This window comes from Ktedonobacter racemifer DSM 44963 (genome assembly GCF_000178855.1).
GTDB lineage: Bacteria > Chloroflexota > Ktedonobacteria > Ktedonobacterales > Ktedonobacteraceae > Ktedonobacter > Ktedonobacter racemifer.
The window spans coordinates 331,847-357,649 of record NZ_ADVG01000005.1 but is presented as its reverse complement, the minus strand read 5'-3'; the positions used below and the strand labels follow the sequence as shown (position 1 = coordinate 357,649).

At 51.6% G+C, this 25,803-nt stretch carries 20 protein-coding genes and 1 pseudogene; 12 read left to right on the top strand and 9 right to left on the bottom strand.

Annotation, left to right across the window (positions count from 1 at the left end):
• Window positions 1-92: 92 nt before the first annotated feature.
• Complete coding sequence (locus KRAC_RS77780) at window positions 93-677, bottom strand: hypothetical protein (protein ID WP_007922238.1); 585 nt, start codon at window positions 675-677, stop codon at window positions 93-95.
• 50 nt (window positions 678-727) lie between these two features.
• On the opposite strand from KRAC_RS77780, the gene KRAC_RS55695 reads away from it, so the two are divergent.
• From KRAC_RS55695 to KRAC_RS55670, 6 genes and pseudogenes are all read left to right on the top strand, one after another.
• Window positions 728-1,579 (top strand): MBL fold metallo-hydrolase, encoded by an 852-nt coding sequence (locus tag KRAC_RS55695; RefSeq protein ID WP_007922236.1) that lies wholly within the window; start codon window positions 728-730, stop codon window positions 1,577-1,579.
• Between the two features lie 423 nt (window positions 1,580-2,002).
• Entirely contained in the window at window positions 2,003-3,250 is a 1,248-nt protein-coding gene (locus KRAC_RS55690) for an oxalate decarboxylase family bicupin (protein ID WP_007922231.1), read from the top strand.
• Between the two features lie 1,180 nt (window positions 3,251-4,430).
• A pseudogene (locus tag KRAC_RS55685) lies at window positions 4,431-5,024 on the top strand (reverse transcriptase N-terminal domain-containing protein); the annotation flags it as partial.
• Window positions 5,025-5,816: 792 nt separating this feature from the next.
• Window positions 5,817-7,004 (top strand): group II intron reverse transcriptase, encoded by a 1,188-nt coding sequence (locus KRAC_RS55680; protein WP_476629975.1) that lies wholly within the window; start codon window positions 5,817-5,819, stop codon window positions 7,002-7,004.
• Between the two features lie 697 nt (window positions 7,005-7,701).
• Window positions 7,702-9,495: a group II intron reverse transcriptase/maturase gene (gene ltrA, locus KRAC_RS55675; protein ID WP_007922226.1), complete on the top strand. Its 1,794-nt coding sequence runs from the start codon at window positions 7,702-7,704 to the stop codon at window positions 9,493-9,495.
• 5 nt (window positions 9,496-9,500) lie between these two features.
• Window positions 9,501-10,676, top strand: coding sequence for an RNA-guided endonuclease InsQ/TnpB family protein (locus tag KRAC_RS55670; protein WP_274532223.1), 1,176 nt, complete (start codon window positions 9,501-9,503; stop codon window positions 10,674-10,676).
• 162 nt (window positions 10,677-10,838) lie between these two features.
• Here the strand turns inward: KRAC_RS55670 and KRAC_RS55665 are convergent, their stop codons facing one another.
• Window positions 10,839-12,125: a Y-family DNA polymerase gene (locus tag KRAC_RS55665; protein WP_007922224.1), complete on the bottom strand. Its 1,287-nt coding sequence runs from the start codon at window positions 12,123-12,125 to the stop codon at window positions 10,839-10,841.
• Window positions 12,122-12,562: a LexA family protein gene (locus KRAC_RS55660; RefSeq protein ID WP_211221541.1), complete on the bottom strand. Its 441-nt coding sequence runs from the start codon at window positions 12,560-12,562 to the stop codon at window positions 12,122-12,124. The genes KRAC_RS55665 and KRAC_RS55660 overlap by 4 nt, the downstream gene beginning before the upstream one ends.
• 819 nt (window positions 12,563-13,381) lie before the next feature.
• Here KRAC_RS55660 and KRAC_RS55655 point away from each other — a divergent pair.
• From KRAC_RS55655 to KRAC_RS55640, 3 genes are all read left to right on the top strand, one after another.
• Window positions 13,382-13,636 (top strand): hypothetical protein, encoded by a 255-nt coding sequence (locus KRAC_RS55655; protein WP_007922222.1) that lies wholly within the window; start codon window positions 13,382-13,384, stop codon window positions 13,634-13,636.
• Window positions 13,637-15,425: 1,789 nt separating this feature from the next.
• Window positions 15,426-16,388, top strand: a complete 963-nt coding sequence (locus KRAC_RS55645; protein WP_007922219.1) for an alpha/beta hydrolase — start codon at window positions 15,426-15,428, stop codon at window positions 16,386-16,388.
• Window positions 16,389-17,044: 656 nt separating this feature from the next.
• On the top strand, window positions 17,045-17,944 hold the full coding sequence (locus KRAC_RS55640; protein WP_007922214.1) for an alpha/beta hydrolase: 900 nt from the start codon (window positions 17,045-17,047) through the stop codon (window positions 17,942-17,944).
• A 92-nt stretch (window positions 17,945-18,036) separates the two neighbouring features.
• Here the strand turns inward: KRAC_RS55640 and KRAC_RS55635 are convergent, their stop codons facing one another.
• The gene (locus KRAC_RS55635) at window positions 18,037-18,876 is read right to left on the bottom strand and encodes an IS3 family transposase (RefSeq protein WP_007922213.1); all 840 of its coding nucleotides are present in this window, start codon (window positions 18,874-18,876) and stop codon (window positions 18,037-18,039) included.
• A gap of 8 nt (window positions 18,877-18,884) precedes the next feature.
• The gene (locus KRAC_RS55630; protein ID WP_007922212.1) at window positions 18,885-19,199 is read right to left on the bottom strand and encodes a transposase; all 315 of its coding nucleotides are present in this window, start codon (window positions 19,197-19,199) and stop codon (window positions 18,885-18,887) included.
• Window positions 19,200-19,737: 538 nt separating this feature from the next.
• Here KRAC_RS55630 and KRAC_RS55620 point away from each other — a divergent pair.
• The 3 genes from KRAC_RS55620 to KRAC_RS55610 all read left to right on the top strand — a co-directional run bounded on the left by KRAC_RS55620 (window position 19,738) and on the right by KRAC_RS55610 (window position 22,924).
• Window positions 19,738-20,745, top strand: a complete 1,008-nt coding sequence (locus KRAC_RS55620) for a LacI family DNA-binding transcriptional regulator (RefSeq protein WP_007922210.1) — start codon at window positions 19,738-19,740, stop codon at window positions 20,743-20,745.
• A gap of 239 nt (window positions 20,746-20,984) precedes the next feature.
• On the top strand, window positions 20,985-22,028 hold the full coding sequence (locus tag KRAC_RS55615) for an aldo/keto reductase (protein WP_007922208.1): 1,044 nt from the start codon (window positions 20,985-20,987) through the stop codon (window positions 22,026-22,028).
• 161 nt (window positions 22,029-22,189) lie between these two features.
• On the top strand, window positions 22,190-22,924 hold the full coding sequence (locus tag KRAC_RS55610; protein ID WP_007922207.1) for an SDR family oxidoreductase: 735 nt from the start codon (window positions 22,190-22,192) through the stop codon (window positions 22,922-22,924).
• A gap of 578 nt (window positions 22,925-23,502) precedes the next feature.
• On the opposite strand, the gene KRAC_RS55605 is transcribed toward KRAC_RS55610, so the two are convergent.
• The 4 genes from KRAC_RS55605 to KRAC_RS55590 form a co-directional block, all read right to left on the bottom strand.
• Complete coding sequence (locus tag KRAC_RS55605; RefSeq protein ID WP_007922204.1) at window positions 23,503-23,865, bottom strand: hypothetical protein; 363 nt, start codon at window positions 23,863-23,865, stop codon at window positions 23,503-23,505.
• A gap of 366 nt (window positions 23,866-24,231) precedes the next feature.
• Window positions 24,232-24,492: a hypothetical protein gene (locus KRAC_RS77775; RefSeq protein WP_007922203.1), complete on the bottom strand. Its 261-nt coding sequence runs from the start codon at window positions 24,490-24,492 to the stop codon at window positions 24,232-24,234.
• Window positions 24,493-24,497: 5 nt separating this feature from the next.
• On the bottom strand, window positions 24,498-25,214 hold the full coding sequence (locus KRAC_RS55595; protein ID WP_007922202.1) for a hypothetical protein: 717 nt from the start codon (window positions 25,212-25,214) through the stop codon (window positions 24,498-24,500).
• Window positions 25,215-25,311: 97 nt separating this feature from the next.
• Window positions 25,312-25,626 carry a hypothetical protein gene (locus tag KRAC_RS55590; protein ID WP_007922201.1) on the bottom strand — a complete coding sequence of 105 codons (315 nt, stop codon included), beginning with the start codon at window positions 25,624-25,626 and terminating at the stop codon, window positions 25,312-25,314.
• Window positions 25,627-25,803 lie beyond the last annotated feature (177 nt).

The window sequence follows — 25,803 nt, the reverse complement described above, 5'->3', positions numbered from 1 at the left end:
ATCAGCTGACCTTCAACCTGCTGAGCCAGCCTCCTGCCCCCACGAATTGCGCAACGAGATGATCCTCAAGCAAACTAGCAGGGTTGCATATTTCATAAATCTAAATGGTGCTGGTGGATGTAGTCGAGATAATTTTTGTCGAGTGGTCGATGCAGGAGATAATCCTGATATCCTTGGAAGTGCATGGCAGCATAACGGATGGTGGTACTGCGGCGCATTCCCGACGACCAATGGATGCAACAATACGCTGACCTGGCACGGCTTCTTGGTGGCGCCACCCTGCCATTGACACTGCTCACGTAGCGTACAAGGGCGGCAACAATGCTAGCCCCATACACCACGCGCAGGCTACCATCGGCTTCTCTGCGTTGCTCATGGGCGGAAAGCGCCTGGTCAGCAGGGCACCGCAGGGTCCTATCGGGCTGGAGCGCAAAGTCTTGGCCCGAGAAGCGGCCAGTTTTCCAGGACAAGCCCACGTGAGGAGACGCGTAGCCCGATGCGGGAGCCGTGTGCGGGGAAGGTGGTGAGAGAGCAGGAGCAAACTCGGTCGTGCGTACCGGATCAGGGTGAAGCTGAGACACCATGCCGAGTTGTGCGTAAAGCCTCAGAATAGAATGATTGCTCTTTACGACCACGTTCGCTCTGGCATAGAATACCCACGAGGAGAGCTGTAACAATAATCTCCTAAGGGGTGAGGTCAGAAAGTCTAGCGAGAAAGGCAAAGAACATGAGTCATCACACGCGCAGGATTGAAGTTGGTATCGCGACCGTGTCTGTCATGAATGTCGGCGATATCGAGTTTCGCCTGTCCGATGAGCTGGTCATTCCAGAGGATAAGCAGGATGCTGCTATCACAGCACGGCTTGAGCAACCAGCACGCTTTCCCACACAGTGTTTTCATATTGCCCTTCCCGGGGCGTCGGTCTTGATTGATGCGTGCAACTACACGCGCTCTTTTCCACCATCTTCACCATACTTCCTGCCGGGCTATCAGCCACCGCCAGGCCTGGTTACTCAATTGGGCGAGCAAGGAGTACGGCCCGAAGACATCACGCACCTCGTCATTACACATGCCCATTTTGATCATTATTCGGGTACCACGACTGAGCGCAATGGGCAGATGGTCCCCTGTTTCCCCCTTGCCAGGTGCTTTCTCGGACGAGCTGACTGGGAGCAGTCCGAAATGCAGAAAGCGCTCCAGGACCTCCATTCCCAGGATGGGAGCACGCTTGGTGTATTGTACCAGAGGAGGTTGCTGGAGTTGGTCGAGGGGGAGCGTGAACTTGTCCCTGGTATCCAAATCATCCCGGCTCCTGGCGAGTCTGCTGGTCACCAGATTGTGCGTATCCACTCCCAGGGGCAGACACTTTACTGTCTGGGTGACCTCTATCATGATCCAGTGGAGGTCGAACATCCAGATTGGATGACCTCATGGGCAGATTTCAACACCAATTTGAGTAGTCGCCAAGCGCTCATACAGGCAGCTTTGGACGAGCAAGCCCTGCTCACCGCTGCTCATATTGCCGGCATTGGTTGTGTAGAGCACACTTCTTCTGGTCTCAAGTGGAAGCAACTCTAGGACGGTGTGGTATCCTATTTCTTGTGTATGGGCATAGTCCCTCCTTGTTTTACTATGAAGGTTTTGTTCCAAAGGCGCGAGCTATGCCTGTATTATCACTTCGAAGATTTCTCTTTGGATAGGGGATCTTTACACATAAGTAATTTCTGACGAAAATATGAACACAATGGTACTCGAGTAAACAAATAACCTTCAATTGAGGAAACGAAAAGAAGGCATCTGCTGATGCCATACCGAATGTTGTGTAAAGGTCGTGATGAGGTTTGATGGAGCTCTCCCTGTGAGCCTCTGGCAACATTCTCGCCTCCCTCACCTGGGAGGTGCTCCTTTCTTCTTTTACCAGTCTCGTATAGTAAAAAGGATAGAGGGCTGTGCGTCTTGTCCCACGGTCCTCGGTTTGGTAAAAAGAAAGGATCAAATAGAATGGACGTAACGAGACGGAAAATCGTCCAGTCTCTGGCTGCTGGGGTTGCTGCCGCTGTTTCCGGCACGACCAGGGCGGCTTTTTCCTCGACCGTTGATGACCCTCCAACTGGTACCTCCGCCGTGCCACAGCCGATTGAGGGCCATCTTGGGGCGGATGATCCCGGCCCACGCAATGTGATACTTGATCGACTGAATCCCGATATGTTAACGCCACCACCAACTGACGCTGGCGATATGCCGAACCTGAAATTCTCGTTCAGCAATGTTCCCATGCGGCTGACAGATGGTGGCTGGGCACGGCAGGTCACGCAGGTCGATTTGCCAATTGCGACAAGCATCGCGGGCGTGGATATGCGTCTGAAGCCGGGAGCGATCCGTGAACTGCACTGGCACCCGGTTGCAGAGTGGGCCTATATGCTTGTTGGGACTGCCCAGGTGACATGCCTTGACCCGCAAGGCCACAACTTTGTGGGAAATGTCGGCGTCGGTGACCTGTGGTACTTTCCCGCTGGCTATCCCCATTCTATTCAAGCCCTGGAAGAAGGCTGTGAGTTCCTGCTTGCTTTCGATAGCGGGAATTTCTCTGAGAATGACACCTTTTTGCTCAGTGACTGGTTCGCGCATACCCCCAAAGGGGTCCTGGCAAAAAATTTTGGCGTGCCTCAAAGCGATTTTCAGCATCTCCCCTCTCCATCACAGCGGTATATTTACCCAGGCATCGTGCCTGGTCCGCCATTAGTTATGCAGGTCTCCGACCCCTATGGCCCAGCGCCGCAAAGCTTCACCTACCAGATGTTGGCACAGCCACCAATCCAAACCCCGAAAGGCACGGTGCGTATTGTGGACTCCAGCAGCTTCCATGTCTCGAAGACCATCGCGGCAGTGTTGCAGGATGTTGAGCCAGACGGGATACGGGAGATGCACTGGCACCCAAATGCAGATGAGTGGCAATACTACATCGAAGGCAGTGGGCGCATGACCGTGTTTGGGGCAGAGGGCAAAGCTCGCACCTTTGATTACCAGGCAGGGGACGTCGGGTATGTTCCCACAAATATGGGGCACTACATCGAGAATACAGGAGACAGTCTCCTGCGTTTTCTGGTATTATTCAAAACCGATCACTTTGCCGAAATCTCCCTGGCCCAGTGGATGGCAGTGACTCCACCCGAGCTCGTGCAGGGAGATCTGAATCTACCCCAGGAGGTAATGAATGCCCTGCCGAAGAAAAAACCGCTCATCGTTTAGCTGACCTAGTGGGAGTGATCCAGCGGAGGGTAATCAACGTTGGCTAATGCTTGAGAGCAGATACCATCCCGAAAGTTGTGTAAAGAGAAGCCTATCCAGCGAGGCGCTTTTGAGGTGATAATACAGGCATAAGTTGTCATCTTCAACAAAACATTCATTCCCAAACAAGGAGGAAACTATGCCTGTATCCAAGAAAAAGCGTATCACACCGAAGAGCGACCCTTCAACATCAGAGCCATCTTCTCCAATGTTGCCGCAACAGCAAGAATTTTATCAAAACGCGCCGTAAAACCCCTAGCTTGAGCTATGGGGATAGAAGGCGCGTTCCTTGTTTGGGTGGATAGGGTGGCGGACACTATTGACAGCATGTAGGCATTTTGCTGTAATGCCTACATGCAAAAGAAGCCTCATGAACATCAAACGATTCGTATTTGGGTCAAGACCCAGCAACGGTTAAAGCTGCTTTCAGCATTAACACATGAAAGCATGATAGAGACAATGGATCGCTTGGTAGAACAAGAATTACAAAGAGTACAGGGGGGGGAGTACAAACCGCGTGAAGACGTTTAAGTATCGTTTGTACCGTGCGACCCGTTTTGCTCCAAACCATGATAAATGGGGGACGAGCAGCGGTGTTTTTTTTTGAAAGACACTGACAACTGTTTCTCTGACGAGAGGCGCAATTCCTCTCTCATTCGATAGGAATGGATAGCATCATCCCCACTGTAGCGACTGGCCCTCAATCAGTGAAGCGGGATGAAACGGGGGATGCCTCATAAACCTGATATGAGGACACCTTCTAGCTGGCTACTACGGTGAGAAGCCTGTCTAACAAGGCAGATAAAACGAATGCATGACTGAACCATCGTTACGGAAAACTGGCCTACGCAGGATAACAAGCCAGCCCAAAACGGGAACGAGTCGAGTACACAATGGAGATGGTACAGCTCCATTGCCTATCTGTCAGGACTCCGGTGGAGAATGCACACCTACGGTAGCGCAAAACAGAGCAACAGAACGGAGTAACCGCGTGTTTGCTCTCATGGGGGTCGATACCATGAGCAGGTGCCAACCGCAAGCAGCACGACGGAAGGATTGTCCAAGAAGCGAATGCCTCTCGGAAAGCGAGAGGATAGGCTGACGTGGACACAGTTGTATGGAAAGTAGAAGATCAAGTACGATGACAAATAGGAAAGCACCCAGGATCAAGAAGAAAATTGACCCTGAGAGTGAGGCTTGGAACAAGTTGCCCTGGCGCAAGTTTGAGCAGCATGTCTACCGCATCCAAAAGAGAATCTACCGAGCCAGTCAACGTGGCAATCAACGTGCAGTCCAAAAACTTCAAAAGCTCTTGATGAAATCGGAAGCAGCAAGGCTTCTTGCTGTACGCCGCGTCTCACAGGATAACCAGGGCAAGAAAACAGCGGGGGTTGATGGAGTGAAGAACTTGAAACCTCAACAGAGGCGACAGGTGGCATCGCTCATTCATCCCAAACAATGGCCGCAGAAAGTAAAACCAGTCCGAAGGGTATTTATCCCCAAGCCTGGAAAAAACGAACAACGGCCTTTAGGGATTCCTACGATGTATGAGCGCGGACGACAATGTCTTGTGAAATCCGCGCTCGAACCAGAATGGGAAGCTCGCTTTGAGGTGAACAGCTATGGTTTTCGCCCTGGACGATCCTGTCACGATGCTATCGCAGCAATCTTTCTGGATATCGGAAAAAAGGCAAAATATGTCTTTGACGCCGACATCCGGGGCTGTTTCGATAACGGGCGTCCGTTCGGGTGCCAGATGACCAGGCTGTGAACAGCCTACGGACAGGATGAAGCTGTCCGTTCCTAACCTCTCCCGCCCTGTCGGTCTCACTCGATAGGGGGCGCAGGTGACGAAGCCAATAAGCCCTGTGCGTATCGGTTAGCCCGGAGAGGGACATGCGGCGCATGTGCGGGAAATCGTCGTACCAAGAGGCATGTGCTGCGAGGAGAGCTGACTAAGGTAAGCGGGTCGAATCCGCGAAGGATAAAGCCACTAAAATAGCACACCCGGCTCAGGACGGTTGAAGGGCCGATGAGATCTGACGAATAGGCTACTTGTTTGTCGTAGCCGTTCCCTCGCCCTGCGAGTGCTGTAGAGGCTGCATCACCAAAGCAGGAATGATCTCAGCGTAGCAGAGGTTACGCATGTGGTTGTCCTACCTACGGTCAGCGGGTAAAGTGATCTGGCGCTACCGGAGAACCATGTGTTCCTCGCTCCTCCAAAGTTTTTTTGAAGGAGAGGTGGTGAGGACACCGAAGAGGGCATATGGGGCGGAACCGCTGTAGTACTCTGAGCGCGGGAGAGCCGCGAACATGGGGAAGGGCGGTAGTGTTGACGGTGTTTTAGTACCGAAAGACGAGGGAACTAGACCCTTAAACAACGTCAAACAGGAACAAACACATCTTGCTAAACAACAAGAGTCAACAGGGAAAGCTGAGTACTCCGAAAGGGGTCCGCTCAGTTTGAGGGAGCACGGTGGGGAAACCTACTCATGAAAGTGAGCCAGGCGCCTCACCTTGACTCCACATTGACCAGACAGCACTCTTGAAAAAACTTCAGACCTATCCACGTCTGAGACAGACCGTCCAGGCCTGGCTCAAATCGGGAGTCATGACAGAGGGGGAGTTCACACCTACAACCAGCGGAACCCCGCAGGGTGGCGTTGTCTCTCCTTTACTCATGAATATAGCGTTGCACGGGCTGGAAGAGGCTCTCAAAGGCGTAAAGAGGACCACAAGGGATAAACCCCAAATGGTACGATACGCCGATGATCTAGTGGTCTTTCATTCAACGCTAGAAACCATCCTTGAAGTGAAAACAAGAATCAATGACTGGTTAAGGGACATGGGACTGGAACTGAAGCCAAGTAAAACGAGAATAACCCACACGCTCACACCCTATGAAGGAAATGTGGGATTCGAGTTTCTAGGATTTTCCATCCGGCAATATCCGGTAGGAAAGAACCGTACAGGGACAAACTCACAAGGCACTCCGCTTGGCTTCAAAACGATCATCAAACCGAGCAAAGAAGCCGTCAAACGACACATAGCCCAGATGAAGCAGCAAATCAACAAACGGAGATCAGCGCCGCAAGGACAACTGATTAAGGAACTTTCTGCCATCATCAGGGGATGGTCCAACTACTACAGAACAGTCTGCTCCAAGGCTGAGTACAGTAGATGTGACTACATTCTTCAGCAACAGCTATGGTCGTGGGCAATTCGCAGGCACCCAAACAAAAACAGACATTGGATTAGACAAAGGTATTGGAAGAGAGGCGAAGGCCAATACAGCATCTTTGCAACCTCCGAAGATTATGACCTGAGAAGGCATGATGCGACGAAGATCCAACGACATGTCAAAGTAAAAGGTGCTGCCAGTCCCTATGACGGAAATCTCTTGTATTGGAGCCAACGACTGAAAAACCATCCAACAACGAGAGGAACACTGGCAATGCTGCTTCTGAAGCAGCATCGCCAGTGTAGATGGTGCGATTTGCAGTTCCGCGAAGGAGATCAAATCGAGATAGACCACATCACTCCTAAAAGTGAGGGAGGAGGAGAGGAACTGAGTAACAAGTGTGCTCTCCACCGACATTGCCACGACCAAAGACATGGTACCCATAACAAGGGCCATATGATTGAGGAGCTGAGTGAAGAGAAATCTTCATGCTCGGTTTTGCAGACGAGCGGATGGGGCGACCCATGCGCTTAGTTTATCCTACCCGTAAGCAAGCCGAGAAGCTGGAATGGACGCTTGCCAGATGTTGCGAGCTGTACAATGCCGGTGCGACAAGCACTTACCTTTTGACACTATCTGAAGCAACAAACAAAGAAGTTTGTTGGTAAGATTCAGCCTCTCCCCCAAGAGGCTGATGGCTACGAGCGTAGCTACCAAAGAAGCATTGGTGGTGAAAGAGCTGCTCGGACAATGTGGACGCCAGAAGAAAGCTATCCCCTCTGAAGCGGTCTGCTAGCCAAAGATCACCAGGGTTACGAAAGAAAGCTCTGCCTGATGGGTCGTTAAGAGCAACACGGCCTGATGATAGCCAATCTCGCAAGAGAACAACCGTGAGTATCGGGTAAGGAGTACACTGCGTTTACTCCAGAAAGCTACATGGCGTTTAGCGAAGGCGATGTTACAGGGGTAGAAACTAGCCTCCCGATACGGCAGACGAGATGCGTCTGTATCCGGCCTAGAGGAGCGACCCGAAGGTGATCGTAGTGGGTCAACTGGTAAACTTGTGAGAGCTTCTTTGCCCGCCCGAAAGGGCTACGGTTGCTTGCACTTGATGGGCAAGGGAGCAGTCAGAGCCACCATAGTACCCAGGAAAGCCAGCTAACACCTGGACTGAGGGGAAGGGTGGCAGTTATCCCATAAACCGAGGAGAGTATGAGAGGACTGGATACGTATGTCCGATATCATCAAAGCTCAACAAGGTTTAGCCCGAAAAGCGGAAGCAGACCGAACTCACCGTTTTGAAGATCTCTATCATCTTTTGTGCAAGAGGGAGTGGATTGACGAAGCCCTCCGACACGTGCTGGACAACGACGGCTCACAAACAGCAGGCGTTGACGGGATGAGTTGGAAAGCTTTCAATGATGTGGACAAGAGCGACTTCGAGAACGAGAAGTTCAGACAACAATTCATTGAGACCTTGCAAGCGGAACTGAAAAACCGCACGTTCAAACCGATGCCCGTGAGACGGGTAGAGATACCTAAGCCCGGAACGAACAAGAAGCGACCTTTAGGAATTCCAACCATTAAAGATCGCTGTGTTCAAACTCTGCTGAAAATGCTCATGGAGCCGATATGGGAAGCAGATTTTTACTACTTCTCCAACGGCTTTCGGCCTGGGCGTAACACGATGGATTGCGTGCAGCCCTTGTACCAATTAGGCAATACCACTACCGGATACCGATGGGTGATTGAAGGAGACATAAAAGCGTGTTTTGACCGCATACCCCACGACAAGTTAGTCGCTGAGGTAGCACGACGGATCGCTGACCCAAACATTCTCAAACTCATTAGAAGCTTTCTCAAAAGCGGCATAATGGATCATGAAAAGTTGGCCCCCAGCGAAGAAGGCACGCCCCAAGGCGGCATTGCATCGCCTTTACTCGCCAATATCTATTTGCATCGGTTCGATGAATGGTACCACGAACACTACGGGATGCCAGATAGACAAACAGACGTGGCGAAGTGGTCTGCTTGGCAACGAGCAAGAAAGAAAGGGAAAGGCAAAGCCGCAACGCAAATGTTTCGTTACGCTGATGACTGGATTATCGTCGTACGCGGAACACAAGCACAAGCCCAGGAAATCAAGCAGGAATGCAAACGCTTCCTTCAAGACGAACTGGGATTAGAGCTAAGCGAAGAGAAGACCGTCATCACTCACATCATCGATGGATTTGATTTCCTGGGATATCGCATCTTCCGCTGTAACCGAACCTCTAATGGCAATATCGTTGGCGTCTTTATGCAGCCAACGGAAAAGGGCCTAAAGCGGATCAGGCAGAAGATTAAAGAGATGACCAACAAAAAGACACTCAATGATGATTACTTGCACAAGCTTGAGGCCATCAACTCCCTGATAGGAGGATGGGCGAGCTACTACAGAGCGGTCAATCCTTGCCGAATCTTTGACAAACTAGACCGATATGTCTGGATACGACTGAGACGCTGGTTGCAAAAGAAGTATCAGATAAGCTCATTCCAGGTAAGGAAGCAATACATGCGGCATCGCAATGGGCCAGAAGGAGGCTATGCCGAATTCGCCGCCCAAGACGTGGAAGGAAAGTGGTTGTGGCGAAGACGAGCAATGCGCACAAAACTGATTCATTACCGCCCTTCATGGAAACGACATTGGCCCAACCCCTATCTAGAGAAGAAGAAAGTCGAGCAATTCGTACTCCCAACGCTCAAAAACGCCTGGCATGGTAACAGAGAAGCTCCGATCTATGATGCCAATCGAAGGGAAGCATTGAAAAGGGCCAAAGGTTGCTGTGAGCGGTGCGGAAAAGCAACGAAGCTCTTTACGCACCACAAAAACAGGATAAAAACAGGGAAACGAAAGCTCAGTCAAGCAGACAATCGACCAGAGATGCTGGAAGCTATCTGTTTTGAGTGTCACACAAAGGAACATCGGGCAGAACGCATCCATCAGAACAAAGTGAAGTTCAAGAAAAGAAGCCAATTGGGTTAAGGATAATGGAGAGCCCGGTGCAGGGACAACTTGCACGCCGGGTTCGGTGGGGAGGATGCGGAAACGTACATGCCGAAAGGGATGTAACGCGCCGTGTCCTTACCCAATCGTTGCAAGAGCGTCGAGAGATGTACAAATACACAGGCAAGGGCACGACCTACAACGCACAAGCCATGCAATTGCCTGAGATCAAGCAGATCAGGCAAGAGTACAAAGACATTCATTCTCAGGTGTTGCAGGATGTGCTCAGGCGGGTGGACAAAGCGTTCAAAGACTTCTTTCGTCGAGTCAAGGCAGGTGTTACCCCTGGCTACCCACGCTTCCAGGGACGCAATCACTACGACAGCTTCACCTACCCACAAACGGGCTACTCGATTGAGAACGGGCGTCTCGCTCTTTCCAAGATTGGGCATGTCAAAATCAAGCTCCATCGAAAAGTGCTAGGGGCTATCCAGACCTGTACGATCAAGCGAGAAGGCGGATGCTGGTATGTCTGTTTCTCCTGTGAAGTGGGGCGTGTACCACGCACCCCCTACACAGATGAGACAGTGGGCATTGACCTGGGTGTTTCCAAGCTGGCAACACTCTCCACTGGTGACGTGATCGAGAATCCGCGTTACTATCGCAAAGCAGAGAGGAAGCTTGAGAAAGCACAACAAGCTCTGTCAAGAAAGAAGCGCGGGAGCAATCGACGCAAGAAGGCTGTTGAGCGTGTGGCGAAGCTTCACAGGAAGGTGAGAAATCAGCGCAATGGCTCCCTTCACCAGTGGTCGTGTCGTCTGGTGAATACCTACGAAACCATTGTGTTTGAGGATATCGCGCCTGCCAATCTCTCCAGACGGGCGAAGCCCAAGCAGGATGAGGAGACAGGGCACTATCTTCCTAACGGGGCCAGTGCGAAATCCGGCCTCAACAAGTCCATCATGGATGCTGGTTGGAGTCAATTCATCGCCTTTTGCGAGTACAAAGCTGCAAACGCTGGTACGGTGCAGGTCGTGAGAGTTGATCCCAGGTATACCAGCCAGGGATGCAGCAGTTGTGGTACGGTTCGCAAGAAAGAGCTATCTGAACGTTGGCACTCTTGCGAATGTGGGTGTGAGCTGGATCGCGACCACAATGCCGCACGCAACATAAAAGCTCTTTGGCTTGGACGGAGCCATCAGGAAGCGCAAGCCTCCTGAGAAGCCCCCGGCTTTAGCCGTGGGGAGTCGTCACGTGGATGATCCATATGATTGGTTGCATGTATGCGTGTAGCCTGCTGTGAGATGCCTTGATCTCTGGAAAACGCACTCTTCTACAAGATTGACTCCCTTCCCTTGCACAGGTTGTCTTTTGAACCTGCACTAGGAAACGGTAAATATTTCTTCCCAACGGGTCGTGAAGCGTTGGGAGCGCCGTGTTTGTTGCATAAACCAGTCTCTGCGTCCGATCTGGGTGCCAAAGGAGAGCATATTGCGCCCCCAGTACCTATTCAATTCATCGATGGTTGCCATCAAGTGCATCTGTCTGGCGAAGGCCTCGGGCGAAAAGATGCCGAACAGGTCGCTTTGTACCACATACTGCGGCCGGATCTGCGTGAGATAAATGCCTGTACGTTTGTATCTATAGCCTGGTTGATAGATAGTGTGCAGCAGCGCGAGCGCCAGGTCAAGGAAGTCAGGTGTAAAAGCGCTGGCTAATGGCAGGGAGGCTGATGCGCTCATCGCATATTGCGGGGTGCGCCGCTCAAACGGATTCGTTTGCAGAAAGACACTGACCTGAGTAGCGAGGGAGCGTTGTCTTCGCAAAGTTTCGGCGGCGCTCGCTGCATAGGTTGCGATGGCCTCTTCTAATTCGTCCAGTTCCTCCACGGCTCGGCCAAACGCCAACGAGACCATGATTCCCTTTCTCGGCTTGGTGTGTGTCTGAACAGGCAAGCAAGAGATACCCTGAAGTTCGAGAACGGCTCGCTGTGCCGTCACGTTCAAATAATGCCGTATCCAGATGTGATCAGCCTGTTTTAAGGCTCTCGCGCTGTGTATCCCTCTGGCCTTGAGTTTCCGGCTGAGTTGAGGACCGATGCCCCATACATCCCCGACGTGGATCCCAGCGAGCCATGCGTCACATTCTTTCTCTGGCCAGGGCAACATATTCAGGACGCCAGAAAACATCCCGTGGCGTTTCACTAGCTCGCACGCGACTTTACTCAGTGTCTTGGTGGGGGCGATACCAACAGAAACAGGAATGCCTGTTTCTTGTAGAACGCGTTGGCGGATCTGCTGACCATAGCGCTCAAGCTTGTCAGAGGGCACATGGCTCAGGTCAAGCCAGGCCTCATCAATCGAGTACACTTCTCTTGCTGGAGTAAATCGTTTGAGGACAGCCATGACACGGTCGGAGAGCTCTTGATAGAGGGCGTAATTCGAAGAGTAGACCGCGACCTGATGTTTCTCTATAAGTTTTTGGCATTGAAACAGCGGTTGCCCCATCGCGATGCCGAGGGCTTTCGCCTCCTTACTGCGTGCCACGACGCAGCCATCATTGTTGGAGAGGACAATAACGGGTCGATCTCGCAGTTCGGCACAAAAGAGACGTTCGCACGAGACATAGAAATTATTGCAGTCAACGAGAGCAAAGACGCGCGGTTTCATAGATTCTTCTGCCGGAGGAAGCGATACAGCCTGCTTTTCAGTGAAGCAGAGGGGTGGACGCTATGAAGAACAAAGGTAACGACTCCCCAGACCTCAAAGGACACCCTGGGGGTAATCACCAGCGGAGGGAATCTGGGATGTGCAGAAGCTAATTCCATACTTCCATCAGAGAGGATGCGCAATTGCTTGATCGAGAAGCCTCCATTGACAAGCGCAATGATGATATTGCCATGGGTTGCCTGAAGCGCACGGTCAACCACTACCAGGTCCCTATCATAAATACCAACGCCTTTCATGGATTCGCCGCGAACCAGCATGAAGAACGTCGCCTCCGGATGCATCTGGAGCAGATCATTCAGATCGAGCGAGCGCTCACGCCAACGCTCCGCAGGGGAGGGGAAACCCGCTCCAACTTCACCAACATAGAAATACCCCATAGGTTTTGTTCCTAAAAAAGAGTGAATTTGTCTCATGACGCCTTGAACAGCCATACCATGGCTCTATACGCAAATGAGAACCTTTGTTCTACTATTTGTAGTATCAGTATACCCAAGGAACAAGCAACCTGTCAATGAATGTCGGCCCTTGAAACAGCGATGTCCATATGGATGCGGATAAAAGGACTGCTCTTTTATGTTTCTCCACATATACTGTTCCCTCAGCATGAGAAAAAGCAGGCTAATTTTCGTCTATCTAAGGACGTATCATGGAAAAGAAGGGATTCTTTGCCATGCCCGACAGGAAAACCGCCATTCTCAATATCAGTAAAGCATGGATGTAGGCCTCGTTGCCCACCATTGCCGCTATCGGGAGCGCTACGGGCCTTCCCTAGTTTGTTGGAGTGACCGCGTTTCCCCTGCAGCCGTTGCATCTGAGACACTGCGCTCACTTCTTGAGGCACGCAAAGGTGAGCCACTGGCATTGCCTCACTTTCTAAACTGGACGCGTCGTATACAGGATTGGCAAGAACGCGTGCTTTGAGGTTGAAAGGAGCCTACCACGTATCCTGAATACCGTTGCGACAGAATTGAGGCATACACACACTATCCCGACGGATGTGTGCCTACAGCAGATTTACCTGTTCAAAATGTAGTGGCGTCATTGAGCGTAACCTTCCTGGCTCAGCCTCTGGCCCTTTCTGGGAAGCGAGTGAAAACGCTTCAGGTTGTATTCACAATCATTGAGCATGATGAGAGGTAGGAGCAGTATAGTGCCAATACGACCGGATACAGTGCAAGAAGCAAGGAAAGGTGAAAATGGATTATATTGAGCAACTCATATCGAATTTGCGGATAGTATATGCGAGCCTGGCGTTCCTACGACAAGTGGAAGAACTGAAACTACTTGTCGCTGGTCGTGCTGAGCAAATACGACAACGAGAGGACGCTCTGCTGATAGCGTATCGTCAACTGGAATCCTCAATTGATGAACTGAGTCAGCAGGTTGAAGAGGAACGACAGCGCATTGATCGAGCACTCCAGCAGTATGGCGATCCAGAGAAGCTGAGATAATGCGTGCGAATGTCCCGCAGATCTTTTCTCATCCTTCTTCGAAAGCCTCGGCGAGGCAGGAGAGCAGATGTCCTAACGATTGAAGGGAGAGAGAGGGAATTAAGTGGGTGAGAATCGGTACACGCGGTCGAGAACGAAGAAAAGGCGCTCTTCGCTCTTGAGAGGCCCAAGATTCCCAAATTTTGATAATGTGATTATTGATAGAATTGCTTGTGCAAAAAAAAAGCGTTCGGACGTAAAACGCTAAGGCTTTCCACGCTGCATTCTGAACGGCTTCAACATGTGAACGCGCCATTCCTGTGATCAGAGATATAAGCAGAATAATGCTTCACAATGAACTCCAGTCCTCTCCTGAGCTGATAGCCGTACCGGGAAAGTCGTAATACGTTTGTTGTTTCTTGCTCAAGAAACAACGACAAAACCAATTGTGTCTGGCAGAGCGAGTGCAAAAATGGTGTATCGCGCGAGCAGTGAGTACAAGATGGAATGGGGAAAGAGTTTTTCTTCTACCCGGGTAGGTTGCATATGTGAGAAATGATAGGGAATACATCTGGTGTTGGCGTTTTTTCCCTTGCCTGAGAAAGGCAAGGAGCTGATTCCTACTTCCTATGGATGAAGAAAGCTCCAATTTTCAGAGAGCCATGAGCGGCAAACTTGTATTTTGTATAGCCTGGTTCCATGACCATCCTATCTGGTTTCAGGGCTATCCTTCGGTACCGTTTCCCAATGGCCATGAGGTACGAATAGGCTTTGACCGACAACTCTTGTGTTTTAATCATGCTGAGTTTCTATTCCCTCATATCCTTACCAAATTAGATGTGTTTGCTGGGGGCTACGAGATCGGGGAATATTGCCTGGCAACCGATGTAAATGGCACAGTCATTGAGGGTTTGTCAGGGATCTTTCCGTTCCCTTTTTCACTCTGACTATGTTATCGGGACGTCAATGACACTGCTAAAAAATTGCCAAACCATTGTCTTCCAATGACCATCCAACATCTGCTTCGTACTCTCAAGCTATCCGAGCATGCTACCACTATTTGGGGCAGAATTTTGGTCTTAGACATTTTTATTGCTGGGTTGAGAAGTGCGACTGTAGTGAGTAAACAGATACTCTCCACGCCTAACTATACTAGTCTGCATCATTTGCGTCAAAATAAGCTTACAGTGAAACACGTAACGTACGTTTGTACGTGTAGTGTTTAATGGGCTAGGCAGGAATGAATCAGATCAGACAACCCCTACTCAACATACCCTGTTAAAAGATAGGTGGCAATCAATATATGGGCAGTAAACTCCTCGCGCACCAAATCATCGCACATGATGTTGAGGTGGAAGGATATCCTGTACGTTATCGTGTAATTGATCAATTTGGGGAGCCAGCGCGGAGTCCAATCTCGTGCTTTTCTCCAACCCAGGATGCTATGGCCCTCATGCGTATTTGAGAAAACTTGTTATGCTGGAAAATGAAAGGAGACATTGCATCAGGCAGGAGCTTCTCCAAGAACGCGAAGAGAGATATGTGTGCGCGACCAGCCTTGGTGCCAGCCAAGCTTGCTTCTGCTAACTGGGTGGGCGTGTCATACAAGGATTTAGCCAAGGTACAAAAGATTCTGCCCTGATGTCATGCACGAAAGCCGGAAACGAAAGATATAGTGCATGATAGAGTGGGTGACCGATGGGCAGAAGATGCCCATCGCCCTCGAGGCTTGAAGAAGAACGATCTGCGAGACGCAGCGTGGACGTTATCGCGATAACAATACCATATTCCCAAACGAAGGAGAAAGCATATGCCCGTCTACAATCGCACGAATATCCCTGGATCAGTGGACCGCGGCACACTCGATCCCGAACTCAAGGCATGGCTTCCAAAAGGCCCAACTCTCGGTGCTGATGTGACGATTGCGCAGGGCCGTCGAGATCACAAGGTGCTTGGCGAAGGGCCGTGGCCCGAGATCGGTGCTATAGAGACGCTCGTTCTGCCTGGACCCCACGGGTCCCTAGCCGTTCGCAAGCACACACCCACCAATCCAACAAGTGTTCTATCCGGAGCATTGGTCTATATCCACGGTGGCGGCTTCACTTATGGGACACTTGATGAGTTCGAGGTTCCTATGCGCCTCATCGCCGAGCGTGCAGGTATCATTACCTATAGCATCGAGTATCAGCTCGCTCCAGAGGCGAAGTTTCCGGTGCAGATTGATGAGATCGAGTACTTCGTGCGCTGGCTCTTCGACAACGCTAGCGCAGAGGGCGTCGACGCGAACAAAATCGCTGTCGGGGGTGACTCTGCAGGCGGGAACATGACCTGTGTCATCGCGCTAAAGCTTCGCGATGAAAACGGTCCCAGGCTCGCCTTGCACGTGCCGCTCTTCCCGGAGGCCGCCTTCCCTGGTGATACCTTGTCAGGGAGCGAGAACCGGACCGGGCTTTATCTCGAAACAAACGGGATCTACGAGATGGTACGCAATTACCTCAAGAACTCAGATGATGGACGGCATCCGTACATTACTCCTTTGAATGCTCAATCGCATACCAATCTTCCGCCGACGATTCTGGTTACGAATGGATTCGACCCGCTTCGCGATGTGGGACACGCATACGCACAGAAACTGGCCGTCGCAGGCAACGACCTCACCTATGTGCACAATCCTGATCTGACTCATGGATTTCCTCAATTTACGCGCTTCTCTGCCGCCTGCCATCAAGCTACGATGGAGCTCGCCGACCTCATCAAAGCGCACATCGGCTGAAAAGAAGGGGAGAGGGTCAGGTCCATTTCATTCTCTTTGGCTTCTTGCCTGGGTTCGCCACACTCACCCCTTTCCCCTGAGAGCCGTGGGCGCGAAGAGTCTCTCTTTATTAAGAATGCGAGGTGAGCAGCTCTGTCAGGTGATAGAGTTTGCGTTACTGTACCGTGAAGGCCGTCCCATGATCCAATATGGGATCGCAAAGCAAGGTCCTGCCAGAAACCTCGGTCTCCAGGAGACGAGAACCGTTTGACATCCCAAAAAGCACACGATCATTTCTCATGAGAGTAGCCCCAATTTCTCATCTTTTCAAGCGTATGACTTTCTCTCTTCACTCTATGTCTGTGAAGAAAACACATATTCTGTCAATCTCTTTTCAAAAAAGACAGATAGCGTCTGAAGCACTTCTGGTGATCACCGACATGACAATTGTCGAGCATCCTACAACTGTGTCGTGTCCATAATCATCAGAAACGAGCGAGCAGGCGGCTTGAAGTCTTCGTGGATGTTTGTCTTGAGCGTAACTATTACTCACCTAATGCTCCGTTCGTTAAGTGCAGTAGCAAAACGGATTGGCTTCTAGAACCGGATCATGCGATAAGCCTGCTTGTTTTTGTTACTGGTGGATTTAACAAAAGCAGCACTAAGGAGCATGTTCTATGCCATTTTCTTTTCGCCCACCCAAAAAAGACGTTGAGCTATCGCCGACTACTTCTTTCATGAGCCGCAGAACACTCTTCAGGCATCTTAGTGGAGCAGTGGCCGCGACAGCCCTTGCTTCTCGCTTCACTCCAGTAAGAGATGCACAAGCGTCAGGAGGACAACCACAACATACATATATGAACACTGAGCACGACAGAGGAGGATCATCGGGAATCAATGTGGTACTTGTACACGGAGCGTTTGTAGATGCATCCAGTTGGAGCAGTGTCACGCCACTCTTGCAACAGGCAGGACATTACGTCCTGGCCGTACAAATACCTCTTACCTCGCTTGCTGACGATATCGACGTAACCCGTCAGGCTCTCGCCTCAGTCTCCGGTCCGACGATTCTTGTTGGGCATTCCTATGGAGGAGCAGTGATTACTGGTGCAGGAAACGCCTCGAATGTTATCGGCCTCGTGTATATAGCGGCCCACGCGCCAGCAGTGGGTGAGTCACCGGCAGAGCTCAGTGCAAGATATCCTACGACACCTGGAGTGCAACACTTTGTCTCATCCTATCGCAAGGGCTTCATATGGCTTGATCCACCATACTTTCCACAAACATTTGTCGCAGACATTGATCTTGCAAAGGCACGCGTACTTGCTGTTTCTCAGAAACCAATCAGACCATCATGCACAGACAAAGAGGGCTCGGCAGCCTGGCAGCATCTTCCCTCGTGGTACGCTGTATCAGTATATGATCGGACCATCGACCCTAACCTAGAGCGATGGCTGGCAAAGCGTATGCATGCAACGACCAGAGAAATTCCCTCAAGTCATGCCTCCCCGGTGTCGCATCCAGTTGATGTTACTCAACTCATCTTGGAGGCTACCAAAGTCGGAAAGAAAGGTTAAAAATCAAAACACAAAACACATATTGTGATCTCTTTGAGAAGATGACATACAGCGAACTGGAGTGAACCCTTGGTAGCAGACCAAAAGGAAAGTCAAGGCACTATCTGCTGGTAATAAGTCGTTTCAAATTCAGCGGGAGGCACATATCCTAGGCTCGAATGTAAGCGTTTGGTGTTGTAGACATCGTCAAGAAATTGGCTGATGTTGCACTGTGCCTCCTCAAAGGTTTGATACGCTTTGAGATACACTTCCTCCTGTTTTAAGGTTTGGAAGAAGCTCTCTGCCTTGGCGTTGTCGTAGACATTGCCCTTGGCTGACATACTGATCTGAATGCCCACACTCTGGAGTCGTTCCACATAGGCAGTGCAAGCATACTGCACTCCACGATCCGAATGATGGATCAACCCCGGTTTCACATCTCGTGTTGCCAGCGCATTCTCCAAGGCTCCAAGCACCAGCAAGGCATCCATCCGACGTGAAAGGTTCCATCCCACGCACCGCCGGGAGTAGGCATCAACAAGGCAGGCCAGGTACACAAACTCGTTCCTGAGCCGGATGTAGGTCAAGTCTGCGACCCAGATGACATCAGGGGCATCGGGCGTCGTTCCATTGATCAGGTTCGGATACACCGGATAGGGATGATGCGAATCCGTCGTGCGCACAAAATGCCGCTTGAGGTGACACAACAGAGACTCTTCCCGCATGATGCGGAGAACTCGCTTGTGGTTGATCTGCTGCCCTGCCCGCTGTAATGCCTTCGTCACACGACGATACCCATAGCCTGGAAAATCCAAGACAATCCGTTCGATCTCATCGCGCAAAGCCACCAGCGCTTCCTGTTTCCAACGTTCATCCGGTTGGTGCCGCTTGGCATAGTACCACGCGCGATTGATCTGCATCAGCTGGCAGAGCTGACGAATGGAAAAGGGCATCTGCTCCTCTAGAGCATGTTCAACGACGGCATGCCGTTGCTCAACGGGAGCCTGCCCAAGGCTTTTTTTAATAAGGCATTCTCCATCGCCAACTGTCCACAGAAACGCTCCAATTCGGCAATTTTCGCTTCAGCAGAAGGCTCTGCTTCTCGCTTGCTGGCAAAGGCCGTTTCCCCATGCATCTGGTATTCTTTTTGCCAACGCGAGACCAGACTGGATGCCAGGTTATGCTCTCGACAGACTTGGGCAGGACGTCGTTCGCCTGTTGCTAATTGATGCACAATCATCAGTTTGAAGGCTTGTGAGTGAACCCTTCCGTTCATGTGTTGGCTCCTTATTGGCGTTTCTCTTTTCACTCTACCACGGGGTTCCTTACCCTTTGGTCTGGTCACTTGGGTTCACTCCAAACTTTTCATCTTCATTTGAGTGGAACGACAATTGTCTGATGATACCCCTCAGCCCAGTACACATTTTCGTTCGGACCATGAAGGACTTGACAAGTAACCTCTCAATGAAGTAGAGTTGTGGTAACGCTTCCACATTTTTGCCGTAGAATGCGGGATAACACCCAGATGGTTGTGTGGAAATATAAACCAAACATGCGTCAAGTCCTGGAATGGACCCGGCGCCTCGTGAGGGATGAGAGAAAAAGAAGATGTCTCGTGGATGGCGCTCATATGCTCCCTGTTTCCCTAACAAAAGTGGGTGCAATTCATTATTGTGGGAACAGGCGGTCGGAAATAGGGAAGCCTTTGGAGCCATTGAACGGGGACTCTTTTTCACATGGGGGGATTCTCTTTTTTTCGGCATGATGTGGTAACGTTTCCATATACTTTGGAGTATGGCAGGTGAAATACAGAGATGGCAACAATTAAAGATGTGGCACAACGAGCTGGTCTGGGCTTGGGAACGGTCTCGCGTGTCCTGAATGGCTCCGGGTATGTGAGTGATGAGGCGCGACAAAGGGTTCTGGATGCGATTCGCGACCTGAATTATGTGCCCAATGCTCAGGCGCGCGCGATGATGACCAAGCGCACAATGACCCTGGGAGTGGCGTTGCCCGATTTAACCAATCCCTACTTTCCCGCCATGGTTCGCGGGATCGAGGATGAGGCCCGGCGCAATGGCTATACGGTTACCTTGCTGGAGACAGACTGGCAACCTGCCAATGAGCGACTGGCGATAGATATTCTTCGGCGGCAATCGGTGGACGGCACTATTCTTGTGGATGTCACTCTGAGCGATCTCCTGACCAATATATTGCTAGCGGCAAACATTCCTGTGGTGCTTATCGGGAGGGGAACTGAGCGGCAGGATGTCCCGCACATTACCGTCAATAACTATAAAGGGGCAACGGAAGCGATGCAGTGGATTTTTAGCAAGGGGCATCGCCGGATTGGCTTTCTGGCCGGGCCGGAGCATGCGGCGTCCGCGAAGCAACGCTTGCGTGCATACCTGGACTGTATGGGATGGGAAGCTCTTTTGGGAGACGAGTTGGAGAAGCATCCCGAATTGCCGATTGCTCAAACTGATTACTCGTTTGAAAAGGGCCGCGAGGCGACAGAACAGCTTTTACGGGAGCATCCCGATCTCACCTGCATCTTTGCCGTCAATGATATGACTGCACTCGGTGCTTTGGCTTATCTCACAGCTCAGCGCATCAGTGTTCCTGATACGGTAGCAGTGATCGGCTTCGATGATGTTTTAATGGCTTCCCTGGTCCATCCACCGCTCACCACGATGCGCCAGCCAGTCTACGACATGGGCGCTGCGGGGGCACGCTTCCTCATCGAACGTCTCAAAAATGCTGAGAGCGAAGTTCAACGACTCGTGTTTGACCCTGTTCTTGTCGTGCGTCAGTCCTGCTAGCCTATTTTCTCTTTGGGAAAGGTTTACCTTATGCAACCACATATAAAACCAGTGTTAAGTCAGAGATTGTCCTGAATGGGCCAGAGGGAGGCATTGCCATTCAGATACATGTTGATGACAAACATGATCTGGTCACAGGCAATAAGCTTTTATCTCTCGCAAAGAGCAACAACGATGGATCTGCCCATCTTTTGTTCTATTGTCATAATTGCATTCAAAAAGAAAAGAGGATCAACTCGATGGAATATAGACAACTTGGCGGTTCCGGTCTGAAGGTTTCTGCGCTGAGCTTTGGGACAGCTACCTTTGGTGGCGGAAACGCTTTCTTTAACGCCTGGGGGAATACCGATGTGGCCGAGGCAAGTCGCATGGTTGACATCTGCCTGGAGGCGGGTGTTAACCTGTTTGATACGGCAGATGTTTACTCTGGCGGACTCTCGGAAGAGATTCTTGGCAAAGCGATTGTAGGGCGACGAGATCAGCTCCTTCTCTCAACGAAGGCAACATTCCGCATGGGCAATGGGCCAAACGAGCTTGGTTCCTCACGCTATCATCTGATCCGGGCCTGTGAGGATAGTCTGCGCAGACTGAATACAGATCATATCGATATCTACACGCTGCATGGCTTCGATGCGCTCACTCCTGTAGAGGAGACGCTGCGGACCCTCGATACCCTGGTCCAGAGCGGCAAGGTACGCTACATCGCCTGTTCCAATTTCTCTGGCTGGCACCTGATGAAGTCTCTTGCCACTGCGCAGACCTACGGCTGGACGCGTTATGTCGCCCACCAGGCTTTTTACTCCCTGGTCGGACGTGAGTACGAATGGGAACTTATGCCGCTCGCCCTTGACCAGAAGGTTGGTACCGTTGTCTGGAGTCCCCTGGCTGCAGGGGTGCTCTCGGGAAAGATCCGCCGCAGCCAGCCAGCCCCTGAGGGCAGTCGAGTGCAGCAGATTGGCTCAGAGGGATCGCGTCTCTCTGATGAGAAGGTGTACGAGATCGTGGACGCACTCGATGCCATAGCCGAAGAGACGGGCAAATCGGTAGCTCAGATCGCCCTGAACTGGTTGTTGCAGCGTCCCACTGTAGCAAGTGTCATCGTGGGTGCTCGCAACGAGGAGCAGCTCACACACAATCTTGGCGCGGTCGGCTGGAATCTCACTGCTGAGCAGGTTGAGAAGCTCGACAAGGCCAGCGAGATCCCTACAATCTATCCTTATTGGCATCAACGGCCTTTTGCTGAGCGCAATCCTTTAGCTGTCCCCGCTTATAAAGAGCGATAAGAAAAGAGTGCTGGGAGATTGCGTTCTTTTTCCAGTTGTGTTGCAAAATGTTGAAAACACATCAAAGTCAAGCACTGAATTGCAGCATAAAGAAGCGTCTTGTAAGAAAAGTGCGCGGCTTTTGAGCGTTTTCCTTTCATAAGATTGAGGAATGGAAATATATGAGTCAGAGATTAAACGGATCTGTGTGTTTGATTACAGGAGCCAGCGCAGGTATTGGCAAAGCATGTGCCTTGGCCCTGGCGGAAGAAGGAGCCAGTCTTGTGCTGATTGCACGTCGCAAGCAGCGACTCGACGAGCTTGTGGAGAGGATCCAATCCTCAGGGGGGCGAGTCGTAGGGGTGGTCGGGGATGTTCGAGAGGAGGAAACAGCTCGGCGTGCCGTTCTGGCGGCAAAAGAGCACTTCGGGGCGGCGCATATCCTGATCAACAATGCTGGAGTGGGAAACTACAAACAACTGATCGACACCAGCGCTGAAGAATACGACGAGATGATGGATACCAACGTGCGTTCTACGTTCCTCTTTACCCGCCACATCGTCCCTCTGATGATCGAACAACGGTCAGGCACCATTCTAATGATCTCGTCGATGGCTGGCGTTTATGGCTTCGCGGGTGAAGCGGTGTACTGTGCAACAAAATTTGCGCAGGTTGGGTTCGCACAAGCTCTGGACAAAGAATTACGTCCTCATGGCATCAAGGTAGGGGTGATTTGCCCTGGTGGAGTCAAGACGGAATTTGCACTGGGGAAGGGACGTACACCAGAAGGAGTCGCACAATCAGCCATGCTTGACCCAGAGGATGTTGCTTCAGCAGTTCTCCTGGCCTGCACGCAGCCTGCTCACGCACGCATCATCGAAATTCAGATGCGCACCATGGCTGAACCCCTTACCTGAAATGAGAACTAGCCAGTGCAGGCTCCGGAGAATGTCCATGCTCAAAATGAGGACGTGTGCAAAAAAGAAAGAGGGTCAAAAAGCGCTGAAGGTGCATGTTTCTCGAACGGACATCCTCTGGAGCCCGCATAGGTACGGACGTTCACAGCCCCTTGCTCATTTCTTTTCCCCATTGTTCTCCCTCAGATGGGAGAGTGGCAGCGAACAAGAACACGTCATACAATGATGAGAAAATAATGTGGGAGCAAAGATCTCTATGAGCAATGATGAATGACGATATCACGAACTCTTCTCTTACCTGCGAAAGGAACTGGCATGACACAGAAGGCAACAGCGAGTGTTCTCGATGCTGTCTTACAAGGACAGAGACTCTCGGATGCAGAGGCTCGTTCATTGGTTGATTGGGGCGATGTTATCCATGGGGTCTGGTGACGGATAACCCTTGTCGGTGGGCCATTATGTCGTTAGATCGAGATCTAACTGAGCATCATTATCATTAGATATTGGTCTATCACCTTCGCCGTCATGCCAGGAAGCGTTATCCCAAATCAAGAGCCAATGGCGTTTGCCTTGCGCTGCTAAACGTTGGTAACACCAGTCCAGAAACTGGATCGTGATGGCACCAACAGGTCGTCCCGTGACGCCGTTTCACCTGGAACCTGGCTTCCAAAGAGGAGGCGATCCCCTTTTGATGCAAGCAGTGTTCCTACCTGAAGGGCTGCTTCCAGGTCGCTCTCATAGGGACCCTGCCGCTCATAGAGTGCCAGCACGCGAAGAGGAACGGCTGCACTCAACGCGATGGCGAGGTGGCTTGCTGCGACTGAAGACTGCCCTATGGCGTGAGGTGATGGACCCAGAGAAGGGCGTGATGCTGTTGCCTGCTGGCTTGCTGCCGCTCTTCGCTTGGCACGACGTTGACGTTTCGCTTGCCGTTCTGACATACGTTCTCTCCTTTTTTGAACACAACAATGCCTCCTGCTCAGCCGTGATTATGGCCAGGTAGGGACATTCCTTTTCATGACAAGCACGCAGAGATGACACGTCATCTCTGCGTGCTTGTCGTCTTGATGATGGTGTTCCTCTGTCTGCCCTCCTATCTGTCTGTGGGCGCCTCAGACGCAGCGGGAGTGTGATCCGATTGCCATGGATGCAGTGCGCTCTCGCTGGAATAAAAGCGGCACACCACTCTGGGGCGTGCGGAGAGGGAAGAAAGAGGGGGATGAAATGAAACAGAGAAGCTGGTTACGTGGTGGGCCAATCAATGAGTGTTGAGATGATGCCACAATCGCAGGTGACCCTCAACGCTCTCAGATGTGCCGGTGGCTTTCGACGTCCAGGCCCTGACGTGTGAGCCAGATCGTTGTGTGCTCAATGGTGTGATGACATCTGTAACTTGGTCGGGCATGGCACTGCTGGGGTTCCTGAAGACGGGTATAGAGGGGCACGAGGCCTGCATCCTCTTCCAATCCTGCATCTCTCCAGTCCGTGTTCTCTCTCGACTCTGGGGCTGCCTCCGGAACGGAAGGCATGAGCGAGAGATGAGGGGAACGTTGCTGTTGTGTATTCATAGGGGTTATCCTTTCCTTGGTGTGTTAGTTGAAGGAGTGTGTTCCTCGTTTCGGGTAAAGGGGCCGTCGGTGTACTGACAGAGCGGGCAGATCAGGGTCAGGGTGTATTGGGTCTGGTCCACATGAGGCGCGAGCCAGCTTTCGCAATGGGGACAGGAGGGGGATTTCTGCATGAACCCCAGGGCGGTAGAAGGCAAACTGGCCACTGGCTCCAGAGGCACGATGACCTCTGTGTGTGTCGAGAGCCAATGGCGTAGCGCATCGGCGGTCTGCCCATGGAACTCCAGGGTTTGGATCGAGGACTCTGCGTTTCCCATGAGTGGGTCTGGGAGTAAGACATAGCGCAGGAGCATGGTGTTCTTGCCTGCAATGGAACTCTCCACCACTTCACAGATGCATTCCCGGGAGAGCAGATGTGCGCCGAGTCGCAGAAATGGGCGAGGGGTCTGATGGTGTGCGTGGAGATACCAGTCGAACAGCACCTCCTGATCGGCATGGTCCTGAATGAGAAATGATGCCAGACGTTCATGGGTCAGCACGACCTCGATCCCTGGTGCAAGCAGGCGAGAGCGGTGATCAATGAGGGCGACGATGTGTTCGCGATCAAGGATACGACCACCAAGCGGCAGGTACCTGTAGGAGTGCCCTGCGGGTATGTGTGGTTGCTTGTGGTTTGCGTCAATGGGTGAAGACGCGTCATGGCGTGCATGTATCTCAGACATGACAGTATGATTTCCTTTCTATGAAATGAGATGTGGGTGACGTTGATCCTGCTGGAGGAGTGATGGAGGGGGGCCACGGCAATAGAGAGGGAAACAACTATTCATGAGCAGTGGATCTCTGCATGCTCTGTTGTGAGTTACTCAGGCAGGACGGTTCGTGTGAGGGCAGTGGGAGTATCCGAAGGGGGCGCGCGGCGTAAAAGGTGATCAGTTGTGTGACGCGTTTCGCGAGGGCGCGGCTGACGGCGGGTGGAAGCTGTTCCAGTTGTTGCCAGTCGGTGAGGGCTGCGAGCCGATGGAGTCGTGGGAGCAGAAAGGGAGGCAAGATACGCAACGGCATGGGAGGGAGCGCAACGCTCCAGATAACGTAGCCTGTGCAACGCGTGCTTACCTGACATCGGCGCGTCCTCATCCCACCTTCTATCTTCACCAGGAGTTAGTTGATCGCTATAGCGCCAGGTGCGAAATCCGCAGGGGATGAGTGCGTTTGGACGGGTGGCTGGCGCGGGTGGAATATGGGCAAAGTCAAGGTGCTGGCGTCGCCACTCTCGCCTCCACAACTCGGCCAGGCGCTGCTCCATTTCACTAT